This window comes from Nocardia alni, assembly GCF_019038435.1.
Taxonomy (GTDB): domain Bacteria; phylum Actinomycetota; class Actinomycetes; order Mycobacteriales; family Mycobacteriaceae; genus Nocardia; species Nocardia alni.
Map to the genome: position 1 here is coordinate 34,989 of NZ_JAGPOX010000059.1, position 19,816 is coordinate 54,804.

Sequence of the window (19,816 nt, forward strand, 5' to 3'; positions counted from 1 at the left end):
ACCGCTGCTGCTACGCTCCGAAATGAAACAGGTTTCAATCAGCTGGGAGTTGGCATGGGTGCACAGGAGAATCGCGCGACGGTCGAGCGGTATGTCGAACTGGTGGGCACCGGGACGGCCGCCCAGATCGCCGAACTCTATGCGCCCGATGCCACCGTGGAGGATCCGATCGGCACCGATCGGCGCCACGGCGTGGACGCGATCCGCGAGTTCTACGGCGTGATCGAGCCCTTGGCGCGCAAGACCGAACTGCAGACCATGCGGGTGGCGGGCAACGAAGCCGTGGTGGTCTTCACGCTGACCACCGAGGGCAACGGATACCGGATGACGATCGATCCCATCGACGTGATGACGTTCGACGACCAGGCGCGCATCACCAGCATGCGCGCGTACTGGGGCCCGGACGATATGCGCTCCGAGAAGCTCTGAGCCCTCCGCCGATATTTCAGCCCTTGTCCACGCTCGCCCACCGAATTACCGTGACTACGACCGGTGTCGGGGCGGCGATCGGAGGGCCATGCGGATCTCTATACAACGCACCGGGGATAACCTGCGGGTGCGAATGCGCTGGGACGCCAATCGCCGCCGCAGGCTGATCGCCCAGCTCGCCCTGTGGATCTTGACGATTCAGGCCGCGATCGTGGCGGTGTGGGCGATCTTCGCGCCCGCGGCCTGGTATCGCAGTTTCCCCGGTTTCGGCCTGGACTGGGTGGCGATGAGCGGCCCGTACAACCACCATCTGGCCTTCGACGTGGGCGCGTTCTTCCTGGCCTTGGGCGCGGTGGCGGCCGCCGCGCTGTTCTACGCCGACAGTCTGCTGGTGCGGGTGGCCGGGGCCGGCTGGGTGGTGTTCGGCATTCCGCACTTCATCTATCACGCAGCGAACCGCCCGGACGGAATGTCCACCGGTGGTTTTGTTTTCATGCTCATCGCGGCGCTCCTACTGCCGGCCCTCGGGCTTGTCGCGGTCCTGGCCGCCCCTACCGAGCGCATTGCGCTGCGCGATCCGGCACCGATGACTTTCCGGCTGCCGAACCGTCGAAAACCATGAGCCGGAAAGAATGAACCGTTCGAACCTGTGAGTCGTCTACAGATTGAGACCGCCGCGTAACGGGACAAATCCGAACGGCGATTTCCCCAGTGTCGGACAAAGGTTCAACGACGAACCACGGGAGGTCAACGGCGACCTCCGGCAACGGGCGCGAACGGATCATCCGGTCGTTACCGGTCCGGGCGGGTGTAGGTATCGAGTCGGGGCGCGGGTCCCGCCTCCCCGACGATCTCCTCCCGCGGCAGCGCGGCGAGCGCGATCAGGGCGTTGAGCAGGCCACGGCGATCCGCCGCATCGAGGCGGCCCAGCAGCAGTTCCTCCTTCGCCTGGATGTCGGCCTGCGTCGCGTCACGTATCGCGCGCCCCTCGGCGGTCAGCGCGAGCACCCGCGCTCGCCGATCGGCCGGGTCGGGGCGTCGTTCGATCAGACCACGTTCCTGCAGATCGTCGAGCACCGGGATGATCCTGGTCTTATCCGCGCCGATCTCCTGAGCCAGCAGCCCCTGCCCACGCGCGGGCCCCCGATCGAGCGCGATCAATACCACATAGGCCCACATCGTCAGGCCGTGCCGGTCCAGTACCGGCTGTTCGGCCGCCATGAGCGCGCGGCCAAGCGGCACGATCATCGCGGCCAGGTCGGGACGGTCGCTGTCGGTCATGTCAGGACACTTTACGTCGATTCATTTAGTAAGCATCGACATACGATACGCATGCGCTTACTATTTGGATATGAGCACTCCAGACATCCGTGACCTCAATCGCCGCGCCGTCGACTACAGCGTCGAGATCGTGTCCCACCTGACCACCGACCACCTGGATCGCCCCACGCCCTGCGCCGCCTGGACCGTCGCAGATCTCCTGGCCCATATGACCGTTCAGCACCGAGGCTTCGCCGCCGCGGCCCGCGGCAACGGCGCGGACCTCACCGTCTGGCAGGTCCGCCCGCTCGCCGCGTACCCCGTGGGCGACTACACCAAGGCCGCAGCGGACGTCACGGCGGCCTATACCCAGCCGGACGTGCTGGAACGGATCTTCGATCTTCCCGAATTCGGGCCGGGCGCCCAGCTCCCGGGCAGCATGGCCATCGGCGCCCACTTCATCGACTACGTCATCCACGCCTGGGATATGGCCCGAGCCCTCGATCTGCCCTATCGCCTCGACGACGATTTCGTCGTCCCGGCGCTGGAGATCACCAAGATGGTGCCCACCGGCGACGACTATCGAAACGCCCCCGGTGCGGCATTCGCCCCCGAACTCCCCGCGACCGAGGATGCCGCGCCCCTGGACCGCATCCTCACCTTCCTGGGCCGCTCCCCCTCGTGGCCGCGGTAAGTCATCATCGACTGCACCGTGAGCCACCCCGCAGTGCCCCTATTGTGACGCAGAACACCGAGCACCCCCCGCGTAGCTCCGCATTCCCTCCAAACGGGTGCGGATCTACGCAGGGGGTGCTCGGTTAAGCTTTTCGCCGGTACAGCCCCTGGACTACGCCGACTTCTCCCGGCGTTCCGAGCGCTGCGCGGGCTTGCGGGGAACGATCGTCGGCAGGACGTTGTCGTTGACCGTATCGGCCGTGACGACCACCTTGGCGACATCGTCGCGGCTGGGGATGTCGTACATGACCGGGAGCAGCACCTCTTCCATGATCGCGCGCAGGCCGCGCGCGCCGGTGCCGCGCAGGATCGCCTGGTCGGCGATGGCCTCCAACGCGTCCTCGGTGAACTCCAAATCGACGCCGTCCATGTCGAACAGCCGCAGGTACTGCTTGACCAGAGCGTTCTTGGGTTCGGAGAGGATGCGGACCAGGGATTCCTTGTCCAGGTTGGTCACCGAGGCCACGACGGGGAGACGGCCGATGAACTCGGGAATCAGGCCGAACTTGATCAGATCCTCGGGCATCACGTCGGCGAAGTGGTCGGCGGTGTCGATCTCGGACTTGGAGCGCACCTCCGCGCCGAATCCGATGCCACGCTTGCCGATCCGGTCCTGAACGATCCGCTCCAGGCCCGCGAACGCGCCCGCCACGATGAACAGCACGTTCGTGGTGTCGATCTGGATGAACTCCTGGTGCGGGTGCTTGCGCCCGCCCTGCGGCGGCACGCTCGCCTGCGTGCCCTCGAGGATCTTCAGCAGCGCCTGCTGCACACCCTCGCCGGAGACGTCGCGGGTGATCGACGGGTTCTCGGACTTGCGGGCGATCTTGTCGACCTCATCGATGTAGATGATGCCCGTCTCGGCGCGCTTGACGTCGTAATCGGCGGCCTGGATCAGCTTCAGCAGGATGTTCTCCACATCCTCGCCGACATAGCCGGCCTCGGTCAGCGCGGTGGCGTCGGCGATGGCGAACGGGACGTTCAGCATCTTCGCCAGGGTCTGCGCCAGGTAGGTCTTACCGCAGCCGGTGGGACCGAGCATGAGGATGTTGGACTTGGTCAGCTCGACCGGCTCACCGCGGCTGTCGCGCCCCTTGTCACCGGCCTGAATTCGCTTGTAGTGGTTGTACACCGCGACAGCGAGCGTGCGCTTGGCGTTGTCCTGGCCGATCACATAGTTCTCGAGGAACTCCCGGATCTCGACCGGTTTGGGCAACTCGTCGAGTTTGACCTCGCTGGACTCGGCGAGTTCCTCCTCGATGATCTCGTTGCAGAGGTCGATGCACTCATCACAGATGTACACACCTGGCCCCGCAATGAGCTTCTTGACCTGCTTCTGACTCTTTCCGCAGAACGAGCACTTGAGCAAGTCGCCGCCATCACCGATGCGCGCCATCTCGTGGGTCCCTACTTCCTTGTCCGCGTGCAACCGTCTGCTCCGGTTACCGACAAGCGCCTTCAAACAACGCTACCCGCCATATCCGGATTGGTGTCCCTCACCTGGACACTATGCCCGAATACAATCCGTGAGTTCGCGACTCTGCCGTAACCGGGAACAAAGGTCCCTGGAAAGACCGTACCTGCTCTGCCCGAAGTCGGTCGACAACTTGGCACGTTTCTCACGTTGTCGTGTCCGGACCGGCCGGTCCGCGACCGTTGTGAGACGTGGCCGGGCGCGTCCCGGCGCCGGGTAGAAATCACCGGGACGACGCCGGGCGCCCACTACTTCTGCGCGCTCAGCTTCCGGTAATCGAAAACCTGATCGACGATCCCGTACTCCTTGGCCTCCTCGGCCGTGAGGATCTTGTCGCGGTCGGTGTCCTTGCGGACCTCCTCCGCGCTCTTACCGGTGTGCCGGGCCAGGATGAGCTCCATCTGGGTGCGGATGCGCTCGATCTCCGCCGCGGCGATCTGCAGATCCGACACCTGGCCCTGGATACCGCCGGTGCGCGGCTGGTGGATCAGCACGCGGGCGTTGGGCAGGCAGGCGCGCTTGCCCGGGGTGCCTGCGGCCAGCAGCACCGCCGCCGCCGAGGCCGCCTCACCGAGGCAGACCGTGGCCACGTCGGCGCGCACGTACTGCATCGTGTCGTAGATGGCCATGAGCGCGGTCACGTCACCGCCGGGCGAGTTGATGTACACCGTGATGTCGCGATCCGGGTCGAGGGACTCGAGCACCAGCAGCTGCGCCATGATGTCGTTCGCGACGGTGTCGTCGATCGGCATGCCGAGGAAGATGATGCGCTCCTCGAACAGCTTGTTGTAGGGGTTCGACTCCTTGACACCGTAGCTCGAATGCTCGATGAAGGACGGCAGGATGTAGCGCGACTGCGCACCGCCGGGGCCGTAGTAGTTCACCATGGTCGTCTCCAAAGTCCTTGTGGGTGTGGTTGTTCGCTAGTTGCCGCTGGCCTGGGCCACGCGGGTGACCACACGGTCGATGAAGCCGTACTCGAGCGCCTCGGCAGCGGTGAACCAGCGGTCACGGTCGGCGTCGATCTCGATCTGCTCGACGGACTTGCCGGTGTGCTCGGACTGGAGCTGGTTCAGCTCCTCCTTGTTCTTCTTGAACAGGTCGGCCTGGATGGCGATATCCGCCGCGGTGCCGCCGATACCGGCCGAGGGCTGGTGCATCATGATCCGGGCGTGCGGCAGGGCCAAGCGCTTACCCTTGGCGCCCGCCGTCAGCAGGAACTGGCCCATCGAGGCGGCCAGGCCCATGCCGATGGTCATCACGTCGCAGTCGACGAACTGCATGGTGTCGTAGATGGCCATGCCCGCGGTCACCGAACCGCCCGGGGAGTTGATGTACAACGAGATGTCGCGCGTCGGATCCTCGGCCGACAGCAGCAGCATCTGGGCGCACAGCTTGTTGGCGATGTCATCGTTCACGTCGGTACCGAGAAAAATGATTCGCTCGCGAAGCAGTCGCTCGTAGACCGAATCGCTCAGGTTGAGCCCAGCAGTTGGGGATGTCATGAACGGATACCTGCCCTCTCTCACCGGCTCGCTGCTCGCAAGCACGCAGTCTCTACCATTTGTCGGTCGCCCGGGGGCCTACGCAAGCTACCGCCTTCGTGCCCGTCCGCTCGACCGAGGTCTGATTCGTTGACACAAACCCTAACGAAGCAGGGCGGCACCGAACTCCCGGTACCGCCCTGTTCCGCTCACAGCGCAAACTACTCCGCGCTCGCCGCGACGGTCTCGTCTGCCTCGTCCGCGGCCTCCGCGTCGGACTCCTCGGAATCCTCAGCCGTACCGAACATTTCGGAGGTGTCGACCGCATTGCCCGCGGTGTCGGTGACCTTGGCCTCGCCCACCACACCGGCCAATGCCTTGCCGCGGCGCACATCCGCGAAGATGGCGCCCAGCTGACCGGCCTGCTGCACCTGCTGGATGAACTGCTCCGGCGACAGGCCGTAGCGCTGCGCCTGGAACAGGATCCGCTCGGTCAGCTCGTCCTGGCCCACCTGGGTGTCGGCGGCCTCGGCGATGGCGTCCAGCAGCAGCTGGGTCCGCACCGACTTCTCCGCGGCCTCCTTGGTGTCCTTGTCGAACTCCTCGCGGGAGGAGCCCTGCGCCTCGAGCGCCTCGGCGAACTTCGCCTCGTCGTGGTCGAAGCCGTGCACCGCGTCGTGCACGACCGCGTCGATCTCGGCCTGAACCGCGCCCTCGGGCAGCGGCACCTCGGTCTGCTCCAGCAGCACCTCGAGCACCTTGTCGCGGATCTCGCCGGCCTGCTCGACCTTCTTGACCCGCTCGACGCGCTCGCGCAGGTCGGTCTTCAGCTCGTCGATGGTGTCGAATTCGCTGGCCAGCTGGGCGAACTCGTCGTCGGCCTCGGGCAGCTCACGCTCCTTGACCGAGTTCACCTTGACGGTGACGACCGCCTCCTTACCGGCGTAGTCACCGGCGACCAGGTTGGAGGAGAAGTCCTTCGACTCGTCGATGTTCAGGCCGATGATCGCCTCGTCCAAGCCTTCGATCAGCTGGCCGGAGCCGACCTCGTGCGACAGCCCGGTGGTCGCGGCCTCCTCGACCTCCTTGCCCTCGACCGTCGCGGACAGGTCGATGGAGACGAAGTCACCCTCCTGCACCGCCCGCTCGACGGTGTTCAGGGTGCCGAAGCGCTGACGCAGCGACAGCAACTGCTGCTCGATGTCCTCGTCCTCGATGGAGATCGGGTCGACCGTGACCGCGATATCGCCGAAATCGGGCAGGGTGATCTCCGGACGGACGTCGACCTCGGCGGTGAAGGCCAGCTCCTGGCCGTCCTCGATCTTGGTGATCTCGATCTCCGGACGGCCGATGACCTTCACGTCACCGGCGCTCACGGCCTCGCTGTAGCGCGCCGGCAGCGCGTCGTTGACGACCTGCTCGAGGATCGCGCCGCGGCCCAGCCGGGCCTCCAGCAGCTTGGCCGGGGCCTTACCCGGGCGGAAACCCGGGATGCGCACCTGACCGGCCAGGGCCTTGTACGCCCGGTCGAAGTCCGGCTTCAGCTCCTCGAAGGGCACCTCGACATTGATGCGGACCCGGGTCGGGCTCAGCTGCTCGACGGTGCTCTTCACGGACATGCTCCTTGTTGTTGTTCTCTGACGTCTTCTTCAGGGTCCCCCAAAGTATCCGGAACAGCCTAGTCGACCAGGGTGTGCGGGCTGTAATCCGGTACTCCCCGTCTCTAGCTACCCACTTTGACCGCATCGGTGACGAACACCAAAGTCTCGTTCGGCTTGATGCCCTGACCGCCCTGCCCGTAGCCCAGGTCCGGCGGGATGATCAGCAGCCGGCGGCCGCCCTGTTTGATGCCGACCAGACCCTGATCCCAGCCCGGGATGACCTGGCCCGCGCCCAGGGTCAGCTGGAAGGGCTGGCCGCGGTCGAAGGAGCTGTCCATCTTCTGCTTGTCCGACCAGGTGACCAGCGTGTAGTTCATGGTGACCGGCTCACCCGACGCGGCGGCTGGGCCGGTGCCCTCGACCAGATCCTTGACCACGAGCTTGGTCGGCGGATCGCAATCGTCGGGGATGGTGATGGTCGGCGGCTGACCGAACCCGCCAGTGGTCTTGACGTCGTCGGCGGTGCACTGACGGCCGTGACTCGCCGGCGCGGCGCTCTGCGCCTGGGCCGCGACGCTGGTCGTAGTGGTGGCGCTGGTGGATTTGTCGCTGTTGCCGCATCCGCCGAGCGCGACCACGGCCGCCACCGTGGCGACGGAACCGATGATCATCCTGGCCAGTGTCTGCATGCGCCGTACCGTAATAGACGTCTCCGACAACCTCCGCGCCCGGTAGCCTGGCAACCGAATCGGACACGGCGCATCTCGCACCCGGCACGACCCCTACCACCCGGAACACACGATCCGAGGGGAACGAACAGGATGACCGATCTAGCATCCGCCACTGGCGATACATCGGCCGACAACGTCGGCGGCCACGGTGGCGACACCATCGCACCGCAGCCCTATCGACTATCCGACGCCTCCGGCCCGCTCGGCCGCGAGGAACTGGCCGGCCTGGACGCCTGGTGGCGCGCGGCCAACTATCTGGCGGTCGGCCAGATCTATCTGATGAGCAATCCACTGCTGCGCGCACCGCTCGAACCCGAGCACATCAAACCGCGCCTGCTCGGGCATTTCGGCACCGTGCCCGGACTCAACCTGGTGTGGGCGCATGCCAACCGCGCGATCCTGGCCCGGGATCTGAACGCGGTCTTCGTGGCGGGTCCCGGACACGGCGGACCCGGTCCGAACGCGTGCGGCTGGCTGGAGGGCACCTATTCGGAGCTCTACAGCCACATCCCGCGCGATGCCGAGGGGATGGGGCAGTTGTTCGCGCAGTTCTCCTTTCCCGGCGGAGTGCCCAGCCACTGCGCCCCCGATACGCCCGGATCGTTTCACGAGGGCGGTGAGCTGGGCTATTCGCTACTGCACGCATTCGGTGCCGCACTGGACAATCCGGATCTGACGGTGTTCTGCGTGATCGGCGACGGCGAGGCGGAGACCGGCCCGCTGGCCGGCAGCTGGCATGCGAACAAGTTCCTCAACGCGGGCCGCGACGGCGCGGTACTGCCGATTCTGGCGCTGAACGAGTACAAGATCGCCAATCCCACACTGCTGGCGCGCATTCCGGAGTCCGAGCTGATCTCGCTGCTGCGCGGCTACGGGTACGAGCCGATCATCGTCGCGGGCAGCGATCCGGCCGCGGTGCATCAGGCGATGGCCACGGCGCTGGACCAGTGCCTGGACCGTATCGCCGCGATCCAGCGTGACGCGCGCACGGGCGCCGACACCGCCCGGCCGAGCTGGCCGATGATCGTGCTGCACACCCCCAAGGGCTGGACGTGTCCGCCGATCGTCGACGGCGACCAGGTCGAGGGCACATTCCGCGCCCATCAGGTGCCGCTGCCCGCCGCGCGGACCGACGCCGAGCATCGCACGGTGCTCGAGCAGTGGTTGCAGTCCTACCGCCCGCGCGAGCTGTTCGACGACGACGGCGCACCGGTGGCCGGGCTGCTCGAGCTCGTCCCGCGGGGCGATCGGCGGATGAGCGCCAACCCGGTGAGCAACGGCGGCGCCCTCGTGCGCGATCTGCGGCTGCCCGACTGGCGTGACTACGGCGTCGAGGTGGTCGCGCCCGGCGCGACCCGCCACGAGGCCACGCAGGTGCTGGGTGTGTGGCTGCGAGATGTGACCTCGTCCAACCCGCGGAACTTCCTCACCTTCGCCCCGGATGAGCTGGCCAGCAACCGATTACAGGACATCCTGTCGGTCACCGGGCGCGACTGGCAGGCCGAGATCGGCGAGTACGACGTCAAATTGGATCGCACCGGCCGGGTCATCGAGGTGCTGTCCGAGCATATGTGCCAGGGCCTGCTCGAGGGCTATCTGCTCACCGGGCGGCACGGGGTGTTCACCTGCTACGAGGCGTTCATCCACATCGTGGACGCGATGTTCAACCAGCACGCGAAATGGCTCGACGCGAGTTCGGCGATTCCGTGGCGGCGGCCCATCGCGAGCCTGAACTATCTGCTGTCCTCGCACGTGTGGCGCCAGGACCACAACGGATTCACCCATCAGGATCCCGGCTTCCTGGACGTGGTGCTGAACAAGAGCCCGGAGATCGTGCGGGTGTACCTGCCGCCGGACGCCAATACCCTGCTGTCGACCTACGATCACTGTCTGCGGTCGCGGCATTACGTGAACGTCGTCGTCGCGGGCAAACAGCCACAGGAGGACTGGCTTTCGGTGCCGGAAGCGGTCGCGCACTGCACGCGCGGCATCGGCATCTGGGAGTGGGCCGGGTACAACGACGAGATCGGCGCCAGCCCCGATGTGGTGCTGGCCTGCGCGGGTGATGTGCCGACGCTGGAGACCCTCGCCGCGGCCGCGATACTGCGGGATCGACTGCCGCGGTTGCGGGTTCGCGTGGTCAATGTGGTCGACCTGATGCGTCTGCTCCCGCAGCGGGAGCACCCGCACGGCATGCCGGAGCACGAATTCGACACGTTGTTCACCACCGACCGGCCGGTCATCTTCGCCTTCCACGGCTATCCATGGTTGATTCACCGCCTCGCCTACCGGCGCACCAACCACGACAGCCTACATGTGCGCGGATACAAGGAGAAGGGCACCACCACAACGCCTTTCGATATGGTGATGCTCAACGATCTGGACCGCTACCACCTGGTGATGGATGTCGTGGACCGGGTGCCCGGCCTGCGGCAACAGGCCGCGGGCCTGCGGCAGGAGATGGTCGACGCCAGGATGGCCGCGCGCGCGTGGACCCGCGAACACGGGGAGGACATTCCGGAGGTAGCCGACTGGCGCTGGCCGTATCCCGGCGCCTGAACCGGACACTATCCGGGGAATTCGGTTGCCCTCGTGACCTGGAGCGGGTGAAGATCGCACGGTGTTGCTGACGATCACGTGCACCAGGGCCGAGGGCGCCGACTGGGCCGCCACCGACCTGGGCTACCTGCTGCACAAGAACCCGGCGCGAGCGCAGGTGTTCGAGCAGTCGTACGGGTCGGCGCACGTGCTGTATCCCGAGGCCACCGAGCAGCGGTGCACCGCGGCGCTGCTGCTGGAGATCGATCCGGTGCGCCTGGTGCGCGGGCGCTCGCGCGGCACGCCGGAATTCAGCCTCGGGCAGTATGTCAACGATCGGCCGTACGCCGCCACCTCGCTGCTGTCGGTCGCGATCGCCGGGGTGTTCAAGAGCGCACTGCACGGACAGTGCGCACAGCGGCCCGAGCTGGCCGTGACCGCACTGCCGCTGCGGATCGAGCTGCCCGCGGTGCCGTGCAGGGGCGGAGCCGAGGTCGCCGGGCGAATGTTCGCACCACTGGGCTGGCAGGTGTCGGCGACCCCGATCCCGCTCGATCCGGCCTTCCCCGAGTGGGGCGAATCCTATTACGTACGACTGGAATTGACCGCCTGCATGCGGGTCGCCGACGCTCTGTCGCATCTGTACGTGCTGCTGCCGGTGCTGGACGGCAGCAAACACTACTGGCTCGGCGACGACGAGGTGGACAAGCTGCTGCGCGCGGGCGAGAGCTGGCTGGCCACGCATCCCGAACGCGCCTGGATCACCCGCCGCTATCTGGCCCGCCGTCAGTCGCTGGTCCGCACGGCCCTGGCCCGGTTGGCCGATATCGACGACGCGACCCCGGAGAGCCTGGGTGCGATCGACGAGGTCGACGACGAGTTGCGCAGCCCCTCACTGGCCGTGCTGCGGCGGGCAGCGGTGGTGCGCACGCTGCACGAGGTCGGTGCGCGGCGAGTCCTGGATCTGGGCTGCGGGGAGGGAACGCTGTTGCGAGAGCTGCTGCCGGACAAGGTGTTCACCGAGATCGTGGGCGTGGATGTGTCCATGCGCGCATTGCGGATCGCGCAGCGGCGGCTGCACCTGGATCGCGCGCCGCGACAGGTGAGCGAGCGGATCACGCTGCGGCAGAGCGCGCTCACCTACGCCGACGCCGCGTTGCGCGGATATGACGCGGCGGTGCTCATGGAGGTGATCGAACATGTCGATCCACCACGGCTGGCGGCGCTGGAACACACGGTGTTCGGAGCCGCGGCGCCGGGCGCGGTGATCGTGACGACTCCGAACGGTGAATACAACACACTCTACGAGACGCTCTCGGCCGGGAAGTTTCGTCACTCGGACCATCGATTCGAGTGGAGTCGTGCGGAATTCGCCACGTGGGCGCAGCGAGTCGTCGAAACCTACGGATACAGCGTATGTTTCGAGCCGGTCGGCCCCGAGGATCCCGCGCACGGTTCCTCCACGCAGATGGCTGTTTTCCGTAAGGCGGGCGCCCGATGACCGAACTCGCGATTCCCGATCTCTCCCTGGTCGCCCTGATCGGCTGCACGGGCTCGGGCAAATCCACGTTCGCGCACAAGCACTTCCCCTCGACCTCGATCGTGTCGTCGGATGCCTGCCGGGGCATCGTCAGCGATGACGAGAACGATCAGTCGGCCACCGACGAGGCCTTCGCGCTGCTGCATCACATCGCGGGGGTGCGGCTGCGGCGCGGGCTGCGCACCGTCGTGGACGCCACCAACGTGCAGCCGATGGCCCGCCAGGAATTGATCCGCCTGGCGCGCGAGCACGACGTGCTTCCGGTCGCGATCGTGCTGGATGTGCCGGACCGGATCTGCCTCGAGCGCAACGCCGGTCGCGCCGAACGGATCCACATCGGCGCGCATGTGGTGACCCGCCAGCAGCGCGATCTGCGGCGCAGCCTGAAGATGCTGGAGCGCGAGGGATTCCGGCGGGTGTACGTGCTGCGCGGAGTCGAGGAGATCATGGCCGCGACAGTCGCCGACGAGCGGCTGTGGAACGACCGGCGCGAGCTGACCGGGCCGTTCGACGTGATCGGCGATGTGCACGGCTGCCGCGCCGAATTGGAGTCGCTGCTGGACGAATTGGGCTATGTGCTGCGCCGCGACGAACGCGGCCGCCCGGTCGACGCGCACCACCCCGAGGGCCGCACCGCGGTCTTCGTCGGCGACCTGGTCGATCGCGGGCCCGACACCCCGGGCGTGCTGCGGCTGGTCATGGGCATGGCGGGGGCTGGAAACGCCCTGTGCGTGACCGGGAACCACGAGTTCAAGCTCGTGCGCGCGCTGGACGGAAAGAAGGTGCGCATCGCGCACGGGCTGGCCGAATCGCTTGCCCAGCTCGAGGCCGAGGATGCCGAATTCCGCCGCGCCGCACACGAATTCTGCCGCGGGCTGATCGGCCACTACGTGCTGGACGGCGGCAAGCTGGTCATCGCGCACGCCGGGCTCAAGCAGGAGTATCACGGCCGGGCATCCGGACGGGTGCGTTCGTTCGCGATGTACGGCGACACCACCGGGGAGACCGACGAATTCGGCCTGCCGGTGCGGTACCCCTGGGCGCAGGACTATCGGGGCCGCGCCACCGTGCTGTACGGGCACACCCCGACCACCGAGCTGCACTGGGTCAACAACACCCTGTGCCTGGACACCGGCGCGGTGTTCGGCGGGCGGCTCACGGCGCTGCGTTATCCGGAGCGCGAACCGGTATCGGTTCCCGCGCAGCAGGTGTGGTGCCAGCCGGCGCGACCGCTGCACGACATCGCGGCAGTGTCCACGACCGCTTCCAGGGGCAGCGGCGCCGCACTGCATCGCGATCCGGGCGTACTCGACCTGACGGACGTGCTCGGCCGCCGCGTGGTCGAGACCCGCCACCACGGCCGGGTCACCGTCCAGGAGGAGAACGCCAGCGCCGCACTGGAGGTGATGAGCCGATTCGCCGTCGACCCGCGCTGGCTGATCTACCTGCCTCCGACGATGTCACCCTGCGCCACTTCGGATTCCGCGGATCTGCTGGAACATCCGGCACAGGCGTTCGCGTACTACCGGGCCGAGGCCGTCACCAACGTGGTATGCCAGGAGAAGCATATGGGTTCGCGCGCGGTCGTCGTGCTGACCCGATCAGCGTCCGTCGCCCGCGGCCACTTCGGTATCGACGACGGCAGCACCGGCGCGCTCTACACCCGCACCGGCCGCCCGTTCTTCGACGAGTCGGCGCGCACCGAGGCCGTCCTGGCCCGTATCCGTGCCGCGGCCGAATCCTGCGGCCTGTTCGAGGAATTGGGTTCGGACTGGCTGGCCCTGGACACCGAGCTGATGCCGTGGTCCGCCAAGGCGATCGGCCTGCTGCGCGACCAGTACGCCGCCGTCGGCGCGTCGGCGCGCGCGGCACTCGGCGCGGCCTCCGAACTCCTGGCCGCGACCGCCGCGCGCGGCGTGGATGTCGGCGATCTCACCGCCCGCACCGACGCACGCCGTACCGACGCGGATGCCTTCACCGACGCCTACGGCCGCTACTGCTGGCCGGTGGACGGCCTGGCCGGTCTGCGCCTGGCACCGTTCCAGATCCTGGCGGCCGAGGGCGTGAATTGCGCGGTACGCGACCACGAATGGCATCTGGAGAAGATCGACGCACTGGTCGCGGCCGATTCCGACCTGTTCACCCCCACCCGCCGCATGATCGTGGACCTGTCGACCCCCGCATCCGAAGACGAGGCGACGGCGTGGTGGACCGAGCTCACCGCCTCCGGCGGCGAGGGCATGGTGGTCAAGCCGCGCGAGTCCCTGGTACACGGAACCACCACGGCGAGCGGCCGACTCGTGCAGCCCGGCGTGAAATGCCGCGGCCCCGAATACCTCCGCATCATCTACGGCCCGGAATACCTGCGCCCCGACCAACTCCGCCGCCTGCGCACCCGCGGCCTGGGCCGCAAACGCTCCCTGGCGCTACGCGAATACGCCCTCGGCATCGAATCCCTGGATCGCTTCGTCGCGGGCGAACCCCTGTGGCGCGTCCACGAGTCGGTCTTCGCCGTCCTGGCCCTGGAATCCGAGCCGGTCGACCCCCGCCTGTGAAACTTACCTCGCAGCGCCTTTGGGCGCGGTGAGGTCGTAGACCGGGAGGTCGCCGATGGTGACCGAGGTGTAGTGGTCCTGGACCCACTGTTTGATCTCGTTCGCGGCGGTGTCCCGGTCGCCCCATCCCGGTCCGTGCATCCCGCTGGGCTGGCCCAGGAAGTAGTGGATGCGGCCGTGGGCCACGTCGTCCTGGAACTGGCGCAGGGTCGGGGACGGGTCGCCCCCCGCGAAGCCGCCGACGGGCATCACCGGATAGCCGGAGTCGAGTTGCATGCTGGCGGACATGAACGAGCCGATCGAGGCCGCCGTCCACGTGTAGTTCGCGCCGCCGTCGCGCAGCTTCGCGAGCAGCGCCGGATCGGGCGGACTGTCGAAGGGATTCTTGCGTTTCTGATCCCCCTTCTCGTCCCCCTTCGCGGACGGCGGACCGAACGGGAAAGCGCCGAACTGACTCTTCGGGCCCGCCAGCACGATGCCCCCGGAATGCGAGGTCCCGATTGTCTGAATCGAGTACGCCAGCGGCCCGGCCAGCACGGCCAGCAGTGACACCACCGCGGCCACCGGGGCCAGACGGCCGGGTATCAGCAGGCCGATCACGGCCAGCACACCGAGCACCGGCACGACCGCCCAGCGCAACCACGGCAGGAAATCCGGTGTGCGCGAGAGCAACAGCACCCCCGTCGCTGTCGTGAGCGCCACCGCCACCGCGAGGGCCACGCGCACCCACGCCCGATCACGCGCGCGCCATGCCATCACCGCGCCCAAGCCAGCGGTCCCGGCGACCGCCGGTGCCAGGGCCACGGTGTAGTACTGATGGAAGATGCCCTGCATGTAGCTGAACACTCCGGCGGTGACCAGCATCCACCCGCCCCACAGCAGCAGCGCGGCACGCTGCGGATCGGTGCGTGATGTCCTGCCGCGCAGGATGATTCCGACAATCAGCAGCACCAGAGCCGCCGGGATGAGCCAGGCGATCTGACCGCCGACGGTCTCCTGGAACATCCGGTTGATCCCGGGCGAGGATCCGAAGAAGAAGCCGCCCTTGGGCGGATGCGCACCGGGCGGCCCGGGGAACTGGTTCGCCGATCCGACACCCAGCCGTCCGAGCCCGTTGTAGCCGAGGGTCAGCTCGATGATCGAATTATGTTCGGAGCCACCGAAGTACGGCCGCGAATCGGTCGGCCACAGCTGTGCGGTCAGCACCCACCAGCCGGCGCCCACGATCATCGCCGCCCCGGCCGCGACCAATTGCAGCAGGCGCTTGCCCAGTCGCGGCGGCCCAGCGAAGAGATAGACCAGCGCGAGCGGGGGCAACACCAGCAATACCTGTAATTGCTTGGCCAGGAAACCGAATCCGACCAGCGCTCCGCACAGCACCAGCCATTGCCAGCGCCCGTCGGCCAGCGCCCGGGTCATCGCCCAGACCGCGGCGATCATCAGGAACACCAGCAGCGCGTCCGGATTGTTGAACCGGAACATCAGCGCCGCAATGGGAGTCACCGCCAGCGCCAGGCCGCCGAGTAGTCCGGCCGCGGTGCCGTGGGTGCGCCGTAACGTCACGAAGACCAGTGCCACCGAGGCGATTCCGAGCAGCACCTGCGGCAGCATCATGCTCCAGGCGTGCATACCGAATATCCGCGCCGACAGCTCCATCGGCCACATCGATGCCGGGGTCTTGTCGATGGTGATCGAGTTGCCCCAGTCGGAGGAGCCGAAGAAGAACGCCTTCCATGAATGCGCCCCCGACTGGACCGCCGCCGCATAGAAGTCGTTGGCCCAGCCGTTGGCACCCGGATTCCACAGGTAGGCGACCGCCGTCCCGACCAGCAGCGCCGCCACGCCCAGGATTTCCCACCGGCGCCAACGCCGATCCGATGCTTCGGGCAGTGTGATCGGCTGGTCCGGCGCGATCGCAGTGTCGGTCATGGCGACATCATCGCCGACATGCCCACGCTCGCCCTGGGATACCCCTGAGAAAAACCTGGGAACACGCTCTGCCTGCCACAGTGCCCTGCCGTCATCTCCGGACCGCGCCCGACCGCATCCGGCACTGCCCTACCGGCACTGCCCCTCGCGTCAACCCGGCATGTTTTCGGCCCGGATCCACCGCCCGTAAATTCCCGCCGGACACACGAGGCTCCAGCCCGCACAGGACTGTGGCCGGAACCCCGTCATCGGGATCCCGGCCACAGAGATGACCGACGGCTTCGAACCGCCTACTGAGCTTCGGCGTACAGCCGCTCGTCCTGCGCGGCCAGCAGCTCGGTAGCGGCCTCCTCGCTGCGCACCGCGGCGGCGGGAACCGCGTCGCGGAACACCCAGCGCAGCGCCACGAAGCGCAGCAACGTCGCGACAAGGTTCGCGACCACGAGCACGACCAGCTCCAGATGGACCGCCGCACCGGGCGCCCAGTGGTGCAGCGCGAACAGCGATCCGCTGGTCAGGAACCAGGTGAAGGCGAAGATCAGCAGACCCTGCACCTGATGCCAGACCGCCTTGGTGGACCCGCGCACGCCGAACGTGAACGCCCGGTTGGCCGCGGTGTTGCCGACGGCGGTGATCAGCAGCGCCAGGAAGTTCGCCGCCTGCGCGCCGACCATGGCCTGCAGCAGCACGTACAGCACCATGTAGGCGAGCGTGGAGATCACGCCGATGATGCCGAAGCGCACCAGCTGTCCGACCATGCCCAGCGGCACGCCGTCGACCAGCGGTTCACGCCCGATCGCCTCGCGCAGCTCGTTCACCGGCAGCGCGCCGGACGTCAGGCTCTTGCTGACCCGCCACACGCCCCGCAGATCCTTGCGCGCGGTGTCCACGATGTTCACACTCGAGTTCGGATCGTCGATCCAGTCCACCGGCACCTCGTGGATCCGCAGCCCGGCACGCTCGGCGATCACCAGCAGCTCGGTATCGAAGAACCACTCACCGTCCTGCACCAACGGCAGCAACTTACGGGCGACATCGGTGCGCATCGCCTTGAATCCGCACTGCGCGTCGGAGAAACGCGCCTGTAGCGAGGCCTTCAGAATGAGATTGTAACTGCGAGAGATGAACTCGCGCTTGGGCCCGCGCACGACGCGGGAGGACTTCGCCAGCCGGGTGCCGATCGCCAGATCGGAGTGTCCCGACACCAGTGGCGCGACCAGCGGCAGCAGCCCGTTCAGATCGGTCGACAGGTCCACGTCCATGTAGGCGACGACCTGTGCGTCCGAGGCTTCCCAGACTGTGCGCAGCGCGCGGCCGCGGCCCTTGCGGTCCAGGTGCACCACCCGCACGCCGTCCAGCTCCGCCGCCAGATACTCGGCGACGTCCAGCGTGGCATCGGTAGAAGCGTTGTCCGCGATGGTGATTCGGGCGGAGAAGGGGAATCCCTCGGCCAGGAACGCGTGCAGCCGGCGCACGCACACGCCGAGATCGCGCTCCTCGTTGTAGACGGGGATAACCACATCCACCACGGGTGCGGTCCCCGCCGCGCCGGGGCGGTTCGTAGCGGAAACAATCGAAGTCTCGGTCATGACATCAAGATTCGCCTGCCAGCCTTGGCTTGTACTGGACCAGAGCTGCGAGATCGCTGGGAGCACTCCTGCCACGACCGCGACGATGGCTCGCGCACTCGACTAGCTTACGGAAACTCTGGGCAACACCACGGTGAATGTCGCCCCCTCTCCCGGGGCACTGTGCACGCCGACCGTGCCGCCGTGCGCGGTCACCAGCGCCTGCACGATCGACAGGCCGAGCCCGCTGCCGCCGCTGGCCCGGGTGCGCGAGGCATCGGTGCGGTAGAACCGTTCGAACACCCGGCCGGCGGCCTCGTCGGACAGCCCGGGCCCCTTGTCGACGACCTCCATCCGGACAGTGTCCGCATCGGGTGTCAGGCGCACGGTCACCGGCGTACCCGGCGGGGTGTGCGACAGCGCGTTGCCGACCAGATTGGACAGCACCTGACGCAGCCGGGCCGCGTCACCGGACACCTCGAGCGTTCCGGAACCCGATTGCACATCCAGTGCGACAGGGTGATCCGGGCCGTCTTGACGGGCGGTCATGGCCTGCGCGCTGTGCACCACGTCACCGGCCAAGCCCAGCAGATCCACGGCCTTGGTCTCGAGTGGCCGCTGCGCGTCGAGGCGCGCCAGCATCAGCAGATCCTCGACCAGCAGGCCCATCCGGCCGGCCTCGGCCTCGATCCGCTCGAGCACCAGCTTGGGGTCCTGGCTGGCGCCCTGCCGGTACAGCTCGGCGAAACCGCGGATGGTGGTGAGCGGCGTGCGCAGCTCGTGACTGGCGTCGGCGATGAACTGGCGCATCTTGGCTTCCGAGCGCCGCGCCGCCTCCTCGGATGCCTCGGTGGCCGTGACGCCGTGCTGGATCTGGGCGAGCATCGCGTTCAGCGATTGCGCCAGATGGTCCACCTCCGTGTCGACATTGCGGACCGGGACGCGCCGGTTCAGATCACCGCCCGCGATCGCCGCCGCGGTCTCCTCCACCTGGCGCAGGGGCCGCAGACTGCGCCGCACCACCACATATCCGGCGACGCCGAGCAGTACCAGGGCTGCCACCGCCGTGGACACCTGGAACCCGATTAGTTTGGAGACCGTGTCCTCGTTATCGCCGAGGGGCAGACCGATCGTGGTGGAGCCGTATTTGTTCGTGGTCAGCAGGACACGCCACTGGGTCGAAGAGCCGTCGGAGGACCGCACCGTCACCGGTTTGCGGTCGGGCAGGTCGGACAGCCGCGGCGTGCTGCCGTTCTGACCCGTATACAGGCGGTACAGCTCCCCGTTGGGCCCGCGGCGCAGTTCGAAGTAGAGGCGCGGCTGGTCGTGTGCGGACGGCGGGTGCACCGGTGGGACGGCCATGTCCGCGGGTATCCACATCCGGGTCCCGGTGGAGTTGGTGACGAGTTTCATCGGGCCCGGGCGAGCCCACTGATGCGCGGCGTCGAACAGCTGCTCGTCAGTACGGTTGAGTAGAGACCTGGACAGGGCCGAAGTCACCGCGAACCCGGAAGCGACCAATACGAGTCCGGTGAGCGACACCATCGCGGCGACCAGGATGACACGGAGCGGCACCGCCGATATCCTACGGCCCAGCGTCGCACGGACGCGCAGATATACACCGCTCACCGATGTATTAATACCGAGAGATCCTGGGAGATTCCTCCACGCAGACTTAGGGTTTACTCCCAGCATTCTCCCCGCGCACCGCTACCGCCCGGCCAGATGATCATTCAGCCGATCCACATAGGGCCGCTGACCAGCAGTGAGCTTATCCCGCGCTACAGCCGTGCCGAACCACTGCGCGCGATCGATCTCCGGAAACTCCCGCATCCTGCCCGACCGCGGCGGCCACTCCATCTCGAACGTCCCCGGATCAATCTGCGCCGGATCGAGATCCGCCTCCACGGCCCACACCGTCAACTCCTTCTTCCCACCCCCACTCCCATACCGCTGGCTCTTATACACATCT

Annotated in this window: 15 protein-coding genes and 1 pseudogene; 6 read left to right on the forward strand and 10 right to left on the reverse strand. The window is 67.3% G+C overall.

Features of this window, described 5'->3' with window-relative positions; translation table 11 throughout:
- The first annotated feature begins 54 nt into the window (after positions 1 to 54).
- Positions 55 to 429 (forward strand): nuclear transport factor 2 family protein, encoded by a 375-nt coding sequence (locus JZ791_RS22420; RefSeq protein WP_216897154.1) that lies wholly within the window; start codon positions 55 to 57, stop codon positions 427 to 429.
- Positions 430 to 517: 88 nt separating this feature from the next.
- The gene (locus tag JZ791_RS22425; RefSeq protein ID WP_216897155.1) at positions 518 to 1,051 is read left to right on the forward strand and encodes a hypothetical protein; all 534 of its coding nucleotides are present in this window, start codon (positions 518 to 520) and stop codon (positions 1,049 to 1,051) included.
- Between the two features lie 170 nt (positions 1,052 to 1,221).
- Here JZ791_RS22425 and JZ791_RS22430 read toward each other — a convergent pair whose 3' ends face one another.
- A complete protein-coding gene (locus JZ791_RS22430; protein WP_216897156.1) occupies positions 1,222 to 1,710 on the reverse strand; it encodes a MarR family winged helix-turn-helix transcriptional regulator in 489 nt (162 codons plus the stop codon).
- Between the two features lie 70 nt (positions 1,711 to 1,780).
- Here JZ791_RS22430 and JZ791_RS22435 point away from each other — a divergent pair, with 70 nt between their 5' ends.
- A complete protein-coding gene (locus JZ791_RS22435; RefSeq protein WP_216897157.1) occupies positions 1,781 to 2,383 on the forward strand; it encodes a TIGR03086 family metal-binding protein in 603 nt (200 codons plus the stop codon).
- 153 nt (positions 2,384 to 2,536) lie between these two features.
- On the opposite strand, the gene clpX is transcribed toward JZ791_RS22435, so the two are convergent.
- From clpX to JZ791_RS22460, 5 genes are all read right to left on the reverse strand, one after another.
- Positions 2,537 to 3,820: an ATP-dependent Clp protease ATP-binding subunit ClpX gene (gene clpX, locus JZ791_RS22440; RefSeq protein ID WP_216897158.1), complete on the reverse strand. Its 1,284-nt coding sequence runs from the start codon at positions 3,818 to 3,820 to the stop codon at positions 2,537 to 2,539.
- 326 nt (positions 3,821 to 4,146) lie between these two features.
- Complete coding sequence (locus JZ791_RS22445) at positions 4,147 to 4,785, reverse strand: ATP-dependent Clp protease proteolytic subunit (protein WP_216897159.1); 639 nt, start codon at positions 4,783 to 4,785, stop codon at positions 4,147 to 4,149.
- A 36-nt stretch (positions 4,786 to 4,821) separates the two neighbouring features.
- A complete protein-coding gene (locus tag JZ791_RS22450) occupies positions 4,822 to 5,403 on the reverse strand; it encodes an ATP-dependent Clp protease proteolytic subunit (protein ID WP_216897160.1) in 582 nt (193 codons plus the stop codon).
- Positions 5,404 to 5,603: 200 nt separating this feature from the next.
- Positions 5,604 to 6,995, reverse strand: coding sequence for a trigger factor (tig, locus tag JZ791_RS22455; protein WP_368858334.1), 1,392 nt, complete (start codon positions 6,993 to 6,995; stop codon positions 5,604 to 5,606).
- A 110-nt stretch (positions 6,996 to 7,105) separates the two neighbouring features.
- Positions 7,106 to 7,672, reverse strand: a complete 567-nt coding sequence (locus tag JZ791_RS22460) for an FKBP-type peptidyl-prolyl cis-trans isomerase (protein WP_216897162.1) — start codon at positions 7,670 to 7,672, stop codon at positions 7,106 to 7,108.
- 132 nt (positions 7,673 to 7,804) lie between these two features.
- Between JZ791_RS22460 and JZ791_RS22465 the strand changes: the two genes are divergently transcribed.
- The 3 genes from JZ791_RS22465 (at position 7,805) to JZ791_RS22475 (ending at position 14,347) form a co-directional block, all read left to right on the forward strand.
- Entirely contained in the window at positions 7,805 to 10,273 is a 2,469-nt protein-coding gene (locus tag JZ791_RS22465; protein ID WP_216897163.1) for a phosphoketolase family protein, read from the forward strand.
- A gap of 61 nt (positions 10,274 to 10,334) precedes the next feature.
- On the forward strand, positions 10,335 to 11,753 hold the full coding sequence (locus tag JZ791_RS22470; protein ID WP_216897164.1) for a 3' terminal RNA ribose 2'-O-methyltransferase Hen1: 1,419 nt from the start codon (positions 10,335 to 10,337) through the stop codon (positions 11,751 to 11,753).
- On the forward strand, positions 11,750 to 14,347 hold the full coding sequence (locus tag JZ791_RS22475) for a polynucleotide kinase-phosphatase (protein ID WP_216897165.1): 2,598 nt from the start codon (positions 11,750 to 11,752) through the stop codon (positions 14,345 to 14,347). Before JZ791_RS22470 ends, JZ791_RS22475 begins: the two co-directional genes overlap by 4 nt.
- 3 nt (positions 14,348 to 14,350) lie before the next feature.
- On the opposite strand, the gene JZ791_RS22480 is transcribed toward JZ791_RS22475, so the two are convergent.
- From JZ791_RS22480 to JZ791_RS45190, 4 genes and pseudogenes are all read right to left on the reverse strand, one after another.
- Positions 14,351 to 16,276 (reverse strand): ArnT family glycosyltransferase, encoded by a 1,926-nt coding sequence (locus JZ791_RS22480; protein ID WP_216897166.1) that lies wholly within the window; start codon positions 16,274 to 16,276, stop codon positions 14,351 to 14,353.
- 290 nt (positions 16,277 to 16,566) lie between these two features.
- On the reverse strand, positions 16,567 to 17,865 hold the full coding sequence (locus tag JZ791_RS22485) for a bifunctional glycosyltransferase family 2/GtrA family protein (RefSeq protein ID WP_216897167.1): 1,299 nt from the start codon (positions 17,863 to 17,865) through the stop codon (positions 16,567 to 16,569).
- A gap of 102 nt (positions 17,866 to 17,967) precedes the next feature.
- Positions 17,968 to 19,419 carry a sensor histidine kinase gene (locus JZ791_RS22490; protein WP_308163037.1) on the reverse strand — a complete coding sequence of 484 codons (1,452 nt, stop codon included), beginning with the start codon at positions 19,417 to 19,419 and terminating at the stop codon, positions 17,968 to 17,970.
- A gap of 135 nt (positions 19,420 to 19,554) precedes the next feature.
- A pseudogene (locus tag JZ791_RS45190) lies at positions 19,555 to 19,816 on the reverse strand (NUDIX hydrolase); the annotation flags it as partial.